Source organism: Blautia caecimuris (assembly GCF_024622975.1).
GTDB classification, from domain to species: Bacteria; Bacillota; Clostridia; order Lachnospirales; family Lachnospiraceae; genus Blautia_A; species Blautia_A caecimuris.
Genome location: NZ_JANJZT010000001.1, coordinates 239,910 through 251,856 on the forward strand (window position 1 = coordinate 239,910; position 11,947 = coordinate 251,856).

At 46.6% G+C, this 11,947-nt stretch carries 6 protein-coding genes; all 6 read left to right on the top strand.

The window, feature by feature from the left end; translation table 11 throughout:
- Positions 1 to 5: 5 nt before the first annotated feature.
- The 6 genes from NSA57_RS01150 to dprA all read left to right on the top strand — a co-directional run bounded on the left by NSA57_RS01150 (position 6) and on the right by dprA (position 11,924).
- A complete protein-coding gene (locus NSA57_RS01150) occupies positions 6 to 4,472 on the top strand; it encodes a PolC-type DNA polymerase III (RefSeq protein WP_147598078.1) in 4,467 nt (1,488 codons plus the stop codon).
- Between the two features lie 216 nt (positions 4,473 to 4,688).
- Positions 4,689 to 6,644: a fructose-1,6-bisphosphatase gene (locus NSA57_RS01155; RefSeq protein ID WP_257463747.1), complete on the top strand. Its 1,956-nt coding sequence runs from the start codon at positions 4,689 to 4,691 to the stop codon at positions 6,642 to 6,644.
- Positions 6,645 to 6,787: 143 nt separating this feature from the next.
- A complete protein-coding gene (locus NSA57_RS01160) occupies positions 6,788 to 8,203 on the top strand; it encodes an amidophosphoribosyltransferase (protein WP_022068888.1) in 1,416 nt (471 codons plus the stop codon).
- A 57-nt stretch (positions 8,204 to 8,260) separates the two neighbouring features.
- Positions 8,261 to 9,187, top strand: a complete 927-nt coding sequence (locus NSA57_RS01165; RefSeq protein WP_257463748.1) for a YARHG domain-containing protein — start codon at positions 8,261 to 8,263, stop codon at positions 9,185 to 9,187.
- Between the two features lie 281 nt (positions 9,188 to 9,468).
- A complete protein-coding gene (locus NSA57_RS01170) occupies positions 9,469 to 10,986 on the top strand; it encodes a YifB family Mg chelatase-like AAA ATPase (protein WP_257463749.1) in 1,518 nt (505 codons plus the stop codon).
- A 47-nt stretch (positions 10,987 to 11,033) separates the two neighbouring features.
- Positions 11,034 to 11,924, top strand: coding sequence for a DNA-processing protein DprA (gene dprA / locus NSA57_RS01175; RefSeq protein WP_147598081.1), 891 nt, complete (start codon positions 11,034 to 11,036; stop codon positions 11,922 to 11,924).
- The last annotated feature ends 23 nt before the right edge of the window (positions 11,925 to 11,947 follow it).

Genomic DNA, 11,947 nt, shown 5'->3' on the forward strand with positions numbered 1-11,947 from the left:
AAAAAATGGAAAAAGATTTTTTTGACGTATTTCCAAATCTGAAGATCAAGGATCCGCTGCAGGAGCTTCTGGATATGGTAGCTGTCACCAGGGTGTCCTGCAATCCGGATAAGACCAGACTGTGGGTTTATATCAGCAGTGAACGGTGGATCCACAAAAAATATATCATAGAGCTGCAGCAGCAGATTGAAAGACAGTGCTTTCCGGGAATCCAGATGCAGGTAACGGTGATCGAAAAGTTCCGTCTGTCCAGACAGTATACGCCGGATAATTTTCTTGAGGTGTACCGGTCCAGCATGGAACTGGAGCTGCGGAATTACAATATGCTGGAATATAATCTTTTTAAACGGTCCAGAATTACTTTTTCCGGCACAGAGGAAATGAATCTGGTGCTTCCGGATTCTGTGATCGCCCGGGAAAAAAGTGAAATCCTTGTGGAATATCTTCATAAGGTATTCTGTGAACGCTGCGGAATGAATCTGAAGATCGAGCTTCAGTTTGAAGAGGCTCAGGAAAGCAAGTACCGGAAAAATGCAGTTCTTCAGATTGAGCAGGAAGTGGAAAATGTCCTGAAACATGCAAAGCTGGATAAAGAGGAAGAAACGCCGAAACAGGAGGAAGCCTCTTCCGGTTCTGACAAAAAAGAGAATAAAAAAGCTTCCGGAAAAGGAAAGCAGGAGAAAAAATCCTTTGACAAAAAGGGACATGGAGGCGACTTCCGGGGTGGATTCCGAAGAGACAGCAATCCGGATGTTATATATGGAAGAGATTTTGAGGGTGAAACCATTCCTCTGGAAAACATTACAGGGGAAATGGGAGAAGTCATTATACGAGGTCAGGTTCTGGATGTAGAGGCAAGAGAGATCCGGAATGAAAAAACCATTCTTATTTTTCCGGTTACGGATTTTACAGACTCTATTGTGATCAAAATGTTCCTTCGGAACGAGCAGGTTCCGGAAGTAAAAGAAGAGATAAAAAAGGGAGCCTTTCTGAAGCTGAAGGGAGTTACCACCATTGACCGTTTTGACAGTGAGCTGACCATTGGCTCCATTGCCGGAATTAAAAAAATCGCAGACTTTACCAGTACAAGAATGGATACCAGTCCTCAGAAAAGAGTGGAGCTTCACTGCCATACAAAAATGAGCGATATGGACGGCGTTACCGAGGCAAAGGCTCTGGTAAAGCGGGCCTATGAGTGGGGACATAAGGCCATTGCCATTACCGATCACGGTGTGGTTCAGGCGTTCCCCGAGGCAAACCACTGCTTTGACGCCTGGGGAGGCTGTGTGCCAAAGGATTCTGATTTTAAGGTGCTTTACGGCATGGAAGCATATCTGGTAGACGACCTGAAGGGAATTGTCACTAACAGTAAGGGGCAGTCCATGGACGGAAGCTTTGTGGTATTTGATATAGAGACAACGGGATTTTCCCCTCTGACCTGCAGGATCATTGAGATCGGAGCTGTCCGGGTGGAAAAAGGCGTGATCACAGACAGGTTTTCCACCTTTGTGAACCCGAAGGTTCCCATTCCCTACCGGATCGAGCAGCTTACCAGTATCAATGATGCAATGGTTATGGACGCTCCGGATATTGAAACCATTCTTCCGAAGTTTCTGGAATTTTGCCAGGGTGCGGTGATGGTTGCCCACAATGCTGATTTTGATATGAGCTTTATTATAGAAAACTGCAAGCGGCAGGGCATCAGCGATGATTTTACCTACATTGATACCGTGGGAATGGCCCGTTTCCTTCTGCCGGCGCTGAACCGGTTCAAGCTGGATACGGTGGCAAAAGCAGTGGGAGTTTCCCTTGCCCATCACCACAGAGCAGTAGATGACGCTGCCTGCACTGCGGATATTTTTGTAAAATTTGTGGAAATGCTGAGAGAAAGGGATATTTTTGATGTGGATGCCCTGAACAGCCAGGGAAATGTATCTGTGGATACCATCAAAAAGCTTCCCACTTACCATGCGGTTATTTTTGCCAGAAATGAGACTGGACGCATTAATCTTTATAAGCTTGTAAGCCAGTCCCACCTGAAATATTACAGGAGAAGGCCAAGAGTTCCCAAAAGTGTTTTTCTGGAGTACAGGGATGGGCTGATCATCGGAAGCGCCTGTGAGGCAGGAGAGCTTTATCAGGCTCTTCTTCGGAACGCGCCGGATCAGGAAATTGCCAGACTGGTGGATTTTTACGATTACCTGGAAATCCAGCCTCTTGGAAACAATGCCTTTATGATCGCCAGTGACAAAAATGATACCGTAAATTCAGAGGCAGACCTGATTGAGCTGAACAAAAAAATCGTAAAGCTGGGCGAGCAGTTTAAAAAGCCTGTGGTGGCAACCTGCGACGTTCATTTTATGGATCCTCAGGACGAGATTTACCGGCGCATTATCATGGCGGGAAACGGATTTTCTGATGCGGATAATCAGGCACCTCTTTATCTTCGTACCACAGAAGAGATGCTGGAGGAATTTTCCTATCTGGGAAGTGAAAAGGCAGAAGAGGTTGTGATTACCAACACCAATAAGATTGCTGACATGATTGAAAAAATATCGCCTATCCATCCGGATAAATTTCCGCCGGTGATCCCAAACTCCGATCAGGATCTCCGGGATATCTGCTTTAAAAAAGCCCACGAGATCTATGGAGAGAAGCTTCCGGGAATTGTGGAGGAGCGTCTGGAAAAAGAACTGAATTCCATTATTTCCAACGGATATGCGGTTATGTATATCATAGCCCAGAAGCTTGTGTGGAAATCAAATGACGACGGTTATCTGGTAGGCTCCAGAGGATCGGTAGGATCTTCTCTGGCAGCTACCATGTCAGGTATTACGGAGGTCAATCCTCTGCCGCCTCATTATATCTGTCCAAATTGTAAATACAGTGATTTTGATTCACCGGAGGTAAAAAAATTCGGCGGAATGGCAGGCTGTGACATGCCTGACAAAAACTGCCCTCACTGCGGCACAAAAATGATCAAAGAAGGCTTTGACATTCCATTTGAAACCTTTCTGGGCTTTAAGGGAGACAAGGAGCCGGATATTGACCTTAACTTTTCCGGTGAATATCAGGCAAACGCTCATAAATATACAGAGGTTATTTTTGGAAAAGGGCAGACCTTTAAGGCAGGAACCATCGGTACTCTTGCGGAAAAAACAGCTTTCGGCTATGTGAAAAATTATTTTGAAGAGCATGGTCAGCACAAGCGGTACTGCGAGATCAACAGGATCGTTCAGGGATGCACAGGCATCCGCCGTACCACAGGCCAGCACCCGGGAGGAATCATTGTTCTGCCAAAAGGCGAGGAAATCGAAAAATTCACGCCGGTGCAGCATCCGGCAAATGATGAAAACAGCGACATCATTACCACTCATTTTGATTATCATTCTATTGACGGAAACCTTCTGAAGCTTGATATTCTGGGACACGATGATCCAACCATGATCCGTATGCTGGAGGATCTGACCGGAAAGAATGCCCAGGAGATCCCTCTTGACAGCAAAGAGGTTATGTCCCTTTTTGCCGGCACAAAAGCCCTGGGCATCACTCCGGAGGATATTGGAGGGTGCAAGCTTGGCTGTCTGGGTGTGCCGGAGTTTGGTACAGACTTTGCCATGCAGATGCTTATTGATACCCAGCCAAAGTATTTTTCGGATCTGGTCCGGATCGCGGGACTTGCTCATGGTACGGACGTATGGCTGGGAAATGCCCAGACTTTGATCCAGGAAGGAAAGGCTACCATTTCCACAGCGATCTGTACCCGAGACGATATTATGATCTATCTGATCAGTATGGGAGTGGAGAGCAGCCTTGCATTTACGATCATGGAGAGCGTGCGAAAAGGAAAGGGGCTCCGGGACGAGTGGGAGGCTACTATGAGGGAGCATAATGTTCCGGAATGGTATATCTGGTCCTGCAAAAAGATCAAGTACATGTTCCCCAAAGCTCATGCGGCAGCCTATGTTATGATGGCATGGCGGATCGCCTGGTTTAAGGTGTTTATTCCCCTGGCATACTATGCTGCGTTTTTCAGTATCCGCGCAACTGCTTTTTCCTATGAGACCATGTGTATGGGACGGGACAGGCTGGAATATTATCTGGCAGAGCTTCGAAAAAAAGGCGACGAGGCGTCAAAAAAAGAACAGGATTCCATCAGGGACATGCGTATCGTCCAGGAGATGTACGCCAGAGGCTTCGAGTTTCTTCCTATTGATATTTACCGTTCCCATGCAAACCGCTTCCAGATCATTGACGGCAAGCTGCTTCCTCCTCTGAACAGCATTGACGGAATGGGAGACAAGGCTGCGGAGGCGGTGGTGGAGGCTGCAAAGCAGGGAAAATTCCTGTCCAAGGATGATTTCCGCGATCGCACCAAGGTCAGTAAGACAGTCATTGATCTTATGGACGATCTGGGGCTGTTCGGAGATATTCCCCAGTCCAATCAGTTCTCCCTGTTTGATGTGGTGTGACTGCCTGACGCTGCTGTTTACACGGTATTGTCCTGTCAGGCTACTGTGATCACCTGACGGATACTGTTTACAGGTCGCTGTCCTGGGAGGTGTTTTGGCATGTATATGCCATCTCGAGAAAGAACCTTAAGATATCCGGAATTACAGGAAGTTTCTGCAGCATGTTATAATATATTACGGAAATATTACAGAACAATTTTCCAACAGGAGACAATTATGAAAAAAGATGAACTTCGCTATTTACAGCGTCTGGCAGAACTGTACCCCACTATTGGGAGAGCTTCTACAGAGATCATTAATCTTCAGTCTATTTTAAATCTTCCAAAAGGAACAGAACATTTTATGTCGGATCTTCATGGAGAGTACGAGGCATTTTCTCATGTTCTCAGGAACGGTTCCGGCGCTGTGCGAAAAAAAATAGACGATGTATTCGGCCATACCTTAAGCAATCATGACAAAAGAGACCTTGCCACCCTGATCTATTATCCAAGAGAAAAAATCCGCCTGGTGAAAAAAACAGAGGAGGATATGGAAAACTGGTACAAGATCACCCTGTATCGTCTGATCGAGGTGTGTAAGACAACTGCATCCAAATATACCAGATCCAAGGTGAGAAAGGCTCTTCCTCCGGATTATGCCTATGTGATAGAGGAACTGATCACAGAGAAGGCGGAGGTTCTTGACAAGGAAGCTTATTATAATTCCATTGTCAATACCATCATAGAGATCCGCAGAGCAGAAAACTTTATCGTTGCCCTTGCTGAACTGATCCAGCGGCTGGTTGTGGATCATCTTCACATTCTGGGAGATATTTTTGACAGAGGCCCGGGGCCGCATTTTATTATGGACCGGCTGATGGAATACCATTCTCTTGATATTCAGTGGGGAAACCATGATGTTGTGTGGATGGGGGCGGCAGTGGGACAGAGAGCCTGCATTGCCACAGTAGTAAGAAACAGTATCCGCTATGGAAACCTGGATATTCTGGAGGACGGCTATGGGATCAACATGCTTCCGCTGGCCACCTATGCCATGGAAACCTATAAGGATGACCCATGCACAGTGTTCGGGATCAAGGGTGTTTCTGACTACCATTCTCTGGAACAGGAGCTTGGGCGCAAAATGCACAAGGCCATTGCCATGATCCAGTTTAAGCTGGAGGGTCAGCTTTTAAGGGAACGCAGGGAATTTCATATGGAGGATCGCTGCCTTCTTCACAGAATTGATCCGGAAAAGGGAAGCATTGTCATGCCGGACGGAAAGGAATATGCGCTCAGGGACAATCTGTTTCCCACCATTGACTGGGAAAATCCCTATGAGCTTACTGCAGGAGAACTGGAAGTTATGGAGCGGCTGGAAGCAGCCTTCCGGAACTGTGAAAAGCTTCAGAATCATATGCGCCTTCTTCTTGACGTGGGAGGCCTGTACAAGATCTATAACGGAAATCTGCTTTTTCATGGCTGCATTCCTCTTAATGAGGACGGAAGCATGAAAGAAGTAGAGGTTTACGGGGAAACTTACAGTGGCAGGGCTCTTTACGATATTCTGGAAAGCTATGTGCGCAGGGCGTTTTTTTCCGTGGATGCAGAGGAACAGAAAAAGGGAAAGGATATCCTGTGGTATATCTGGGCGGGACCAAATTCCCCTCTGTTCGGCAAGGACAAAATGACAACCTTTGAGCGGTACTTTATAGAGGATAAAGAAATTGCAAAAGAGAAAAAGGGAGCCTACTACCAGCTTCTGGAAAAGGAGGAGGTAGTGGATCGCATGCTTTTGGAGTTTGGTCTGGATCCGGCAAAAAGCCACATTATCAACGGTCATGTTCCGGTGCATCAGATCGAGGGCGAAAGCCCGGTAAAATGCGGAGGCAAGGTGATCGTCATTGACGGCGGTCTGTGCAAGGCGTATCAGAAGGTAACCGGAATCGCAGGCTACACTCTGATCTATAACTCTTACGGCCTGTTTCTTGCAGCCCATGAGCCGTTTACCTCTGCGGAGGAGGCGGTTTCCAAAGGGAATGACATTGTATCCAGCCAGATGGCTGTGCATTATTCTTCAAAAAGGCGTCTTGTAGGGGATACAGACAACGGGAAAGCTTTGCGGGAAAGGATACAGGAACTTACCCGTCTTCTTGAAGCCTACAGGAAAGGTATTATAAAAGAAACAAAATAAAGGCTTTACTTATTTTTCCTGTTTTTATATAATGATGCTTGCAGTAAATACGGAAGATCAAACTAGGGATTGCCGGTCTGAGACAGACTGGCGATTACTCAGCTTCACGTAGCGAAAAAACATAATAAGGAGAGAACAGAATTATGGGCGGAATTTTTGGAGTAGCTTCAAAGTCCAGCTGTGTGCTGGATCTGTTTTTCGGAATTGACTATCATTCTCATCTGGGAACAAGAAGGGGAGGAATGGCTGTATATGATCCGGCAAAGGGATTTGACAGAGCCATTCATAATATTGAGAATTCCCCGTTCCGTACAAAGTTTGACAGAGACGTATCAGAGCTTCAGGGCAATCTTGGAATTGGATGCATTTCTGACAATGAGCCTCAGCCTCTGCTGGTACGTTCTCATCTTGGGAATTTTGCCATTACAACAGTAGGTAAGATCAATAATATGGAAGAGCTTGTGGAGCATTCTTTTAAAAACGGCAGCACACATTTTCTGGAAATGAGCGGCGGAAATGTGAATCCTACAGAAATGGTTGCATCTCTGATCAATCAGAAGTCAACTATGGTAGAGGGAATCCGCTATGCACAGGAAATGATAGACGGATCTATGACCATGCTGATCCTGACTCCAAAGGCACTTTTTGCAGCCAGAGATCGTCTTGGAAGAACTCCTCTTATTATTGGAAAAAAAGACGGCGCTCGGTGTGTTTCCTTTGAAAGCCATGCGTACATCAACCTGGGCTATGAAGATGAAAAGTCTCTGGGACCGGGCGAGATCGTGGCAGTGACTCCGGAAGGAATTGAAACTCTGCAGAAGCCCGGAGACAAAATGCGTATCTGTTCTTTCCTCTGGGTATACTATGGATATCCTACTTCCACCTATGAGGGGGTAAATGTAGAGGAAATGCGCTATAAATGCGGCGATATGCTGGCAGAGCGTGATTTTGGAGAGGTAAAACCTGATATTGTGGCAGGTGTTCCGGATTCCGGAATTGCCCATGCCATTGGTTATGCAAACCGCTCCGGAGTGCCGTTTGCCCGCCCGTTTATTAAATACACCCCTACCTGGCCGCGTTCCTTTATGCCAACCCAGCAGAGCCAGAGAAATCTGATCGCCAGAATGAAGCTGATCCCTGTTCACAGACTGATCAAGGATAAAAGCCTTCTGATGATCGATGATTCCATTGTAAGGGGAACCCAGCTTCGCGAAACTTCAGATTTCCTTTACAGCAACGGAGCCAAAGAGGTACATATCCGTCCGGCCTGCCCGCCGCTTTTGTACGGATGTAAATATCTGAATTTTTCCCGCTCAAAATCCGAGATGGATCTGATCACAAGAAGAGTGATCGCAAAGCGGGAAGGTGACAATGTGGATGAAAAAACTCTTGCGGACTATGCAAATCCGGATTCTGAGAATTATAAGGGAATGCTGGAGGATATCCGCAAAGAGCTGAACTTTACGACCCTGAAATACCATCGTCTTGACGATCTTGTGGCTTCTATTGATATTGAGCCGTGCAAGCTTTGTACTTATTGCTGGAGCGGCAAGGAATAAAGAACTGCCATAAGAAATCAGTTATGAAGGGTACGTGCAGAACAGAGGTGAAACAGAATGAGAAGAAAACGAGAGATACTGAAAATACTGCTCTGTGTACTGACTGCGGTTTTTATAATGGTAAGCGCCGCAGCGCTGCTTCTTGTAGGCCTTCGGACTAGCGCACAGAAGGAGCAGAAAAAACAGGAGGCGCTGGAAGCACTGGAAAACAGGCCTACCGTTGCCCCTACCCTTGCGGTATCCGTAACGCCTTCTCCCACACCGAGACCCACGGCAACGCCTACACCGATTCCGACAGTGGTGGCTGCCTTTAATCCGGATGATTTCTGGAATGAATGGTACAGTACAGACGGAACTGTGACAATGAATATTTATAATATCAGTCTGGATACCGTATCCTTCAGTTTTTCTCAGACGGACCGCAATCAGACCCAGACAGTGACGGCAGATGTAACCGCTGAGGTTGCCGGCAATGCGGCGAAATTTTATTTTTCCGATTCAGCCGGAAACAGTTCATCAGGGAATCTGATTTTTGACAATGGACAGCTTTATGTAAAGATCGTAACCAGCGAACCGGTATCTGCTGTTTTCCCAAGTGTGGACTGTATTATGAGCCGGAATCAGGTTCAGCTTGTACCGGATCCTACGGCAACGCCAACGCCGATGCCTCAGAATCAGCAGATCAGCCAGACTGGAGAATATTTCTTTCCGGAAAGCAACAGCAGGTATCTGACAGATGATGAGGTATCTGTGTATTCGTCGGCTCAGCTTGAGCTTGCAAAAAATGAGATCTATGCCCGCCACGGAAGGATCTTTGTGACCCAGAGTATTGCAGATTATTTTAACGGCAAATCCTGGTATCAGGGAACTGTGGATCCGGATACCTTTGACGCTCAGCAGGGTTCCATTTTTAATGAATATGAGATTGCAAATATCCAGAAAATTGAGGAATGGGAAATGCTGAAAAGGGCAGCAGGAAACTGATCATAAATCATATCATGAAACAAAAAGGCACGTATGGAAAACCATAGGTGCCTTTTTTGCTATCAGGCGGGATTTGGAATATCGCCACATTTCCGTGGCTGGGGCTTGTGTTTCCAGGGCTTCAGCCCTATAATAAAAGAACAGACAAATCATCTTTTCAATTTCTATTTCTTAGACAGCAGTTCTGCTGGAATTTCCATTTATAGTTATTCTTTAAAAGTACAGCTTTATTTTTTCGTGAAAAACAGGATCGGGGACTGATTTTCGCAGAAAGGAGTGTTATGTTTGCAGCAGTATTATCTGCAGTGATCCTCGGTATGGAAGTACATCCGGTACAGGTGGAGGCCGATGTAAGCGATGGACTGCCGTCCTTTACTATGGTAGGTTTTCCCTCTGCTCAGGTGAAGGAGGCTCAGGACAGAGTGAGAACAGCTTTTAAAAACAATGAGATCGCGCTTCCACCAAAAAGGATCACAGTTAATTTTGCCCCGGCTGATATAAAAAAAGAAGGAGCAGGATTTGATGTTCCGGTAGCGGCAGCCGTACTGGCTGCTTCCGGCATTCTGGAGCCGGAAGTTTTAAAGGGAGTCATGTTTGCGGGAGAATTAAGCCTCAATGGGGAAATTCATGCGATTCCCGGAATTCTTCCTATTGTTATAAGGGCAAGAGAAGAAAAGTGCCGGCTGTGCATTGTTCCCTGGGGGAATATGAGAGAAGCCTGTCTGGTGCCGGATATGAAAATCATAGGGGTAAAAAATTTAAAAGAGCTGATCATTTTTCTGAAAGCTCCCGGAAAGTACAGACAGCCCTGTATCAGACAGGAAACAGAGCAGCCGGGACAGGAACTGGATTTCAGTGAGATCCGGGGACAGGAATCTTTAAGAAGAGCAGTGGAAATTTCTGTAAGCGGATTCCATAATCTTCTGATGATCGGACCGCCGGGAGCAGGAAAAACCATGGTGGCAAGACGGATACCGGGAATCATGCCTCCTCTGACCTTTGATGAAAGCCTGGAGCTGACTAAAATCTACAGTATTGCAGGGCTTCTTTCTCCCACAGATCCTCTGGTAAGGCAGCGGCCTTTCCGAAGTCCTCATCACTCCAGTCCTGCTCCTGCCCTTGCCGGCGGCGGGCGTAATCCAAGACCGGGGGAGATCACGCTGGCTCACAGGGGCGTTCTGTTTCTGGATGAGATGCCGGAATTTTCCAGAAGAACCCTGGAGATCCTGCGGCAGCCTCTGGAGGACCGGGTAATACGGATTTCAAGAGTATACGGAACCTATACCTTTCCTGCTGATTTTATCCTGTGCGCAGCTATGAATCCCTGTCCCTGCGGGTATTATCCGGATATGAACCGATGCCGGTGCACGTCCGGGCAGGTAAGCCGGTATCTGAATAAGATCAGTCAGCCGCTTCTTGACCGTCTGGATCTCTGTGCAGAAGCAGAACCGGTAAGCTTTTCCAGTCTGAATGGAAGACAGGGGGAAGCATCGGACCGGATCAGGAAACGAGTGGAAAAGGTTCATGAAATCCAGAGAAATCGCTATCAGAAAGAAAACATTCAGTTCAACGGGGAACTGAAAGGAAACATGATTGAAGCTTATTGCCGGACGGATGCTCAGGGGAAAGCGCTTCTGGAAGCAGCCTTTGACAGAATGGATTTCAGCGCCAGAGCATACCACAGGATACTGAAGGTTTCCCGAACCATTGCCGACATGGAAGGCTCGGAGCTGATAAAAAAAGAGCATATAGGAGAAGCGCTGTCCTACCGTGCCTTTGACAAAAAATACTGGTCGTGAACAGAAAAATAAAAAGTCATAAAAAAACGGGAGAAGGGGTATTTTATATGGAAAGAAATCACTCAGACAATATCAGATGTATCGAAAAAGGTCAGCCGGAATATCCGGAAAAACTGAAAGCCTATGACCACATGCCGGAAAAGCTTTATATAAAAGGAAGGCTGCCGGATCCGGAAAGACCCTGTGCCGCAGTTGTGGGGGCAAGAATGTGCAGTCCCTACGGAAGAATCCAGGCGTTTCAGTATGCAAAGACGCTGGCAGAAGCAGGAGTGCAGATCATAAGCGGAATGGCAACAGGAATCGACTCGGAAGGACACAGAGGAGCGCTTGCAGGAGGGATGCCCACCTGGGCAGTTCTGGGAAGCGGACCGGATGTCTGTTATCCGGCAACCAACCGGAATCTTTATGAAAGGATTTTGAGAGAAAAGGGAGGAATCATCAGTGAATATCCTCCGGGCACTCAGCCGAGAAATTATCATTTTCCTGCAAGGAACAGAATTTTAAGTGCGCTGTCAGATCTTGTTCTTGTAGTGGAGGCAAAAGAAAAGAGCGGTTCCCTTATTACAGCCCAGTGGGCGCTGGAACAGGGAAAGGCGGTTTTTGCCCTTCCGGGTCCTGTAAATGAAGAACTGAGCAGGGGCTGTCACAGGCTGATCTATGACGGCGCAGGGCTGGCATACAAGCCGGAAGTGCTTCTGGAAGAACTTGGGATAAATTGTAAAAATACCGTAAAATCATCTGAAAAAAAGAACTTAGGACTTGCAAGTGATTTGAATATGGTGTATAGTTGTCTCGATTTACGACCAAAATCCAGGGACAGTATTATGCAGGAAACAGGGCTTTCTGCTGAAAAAACAGGGAGTATTCTTGTAGAATTAAGTATCCTGGGACTGATCAGAGAAATCAGCAGACATTATTATGTGAAAATTCAGACATAAGTGATTTTGATAAATAGGAGAGG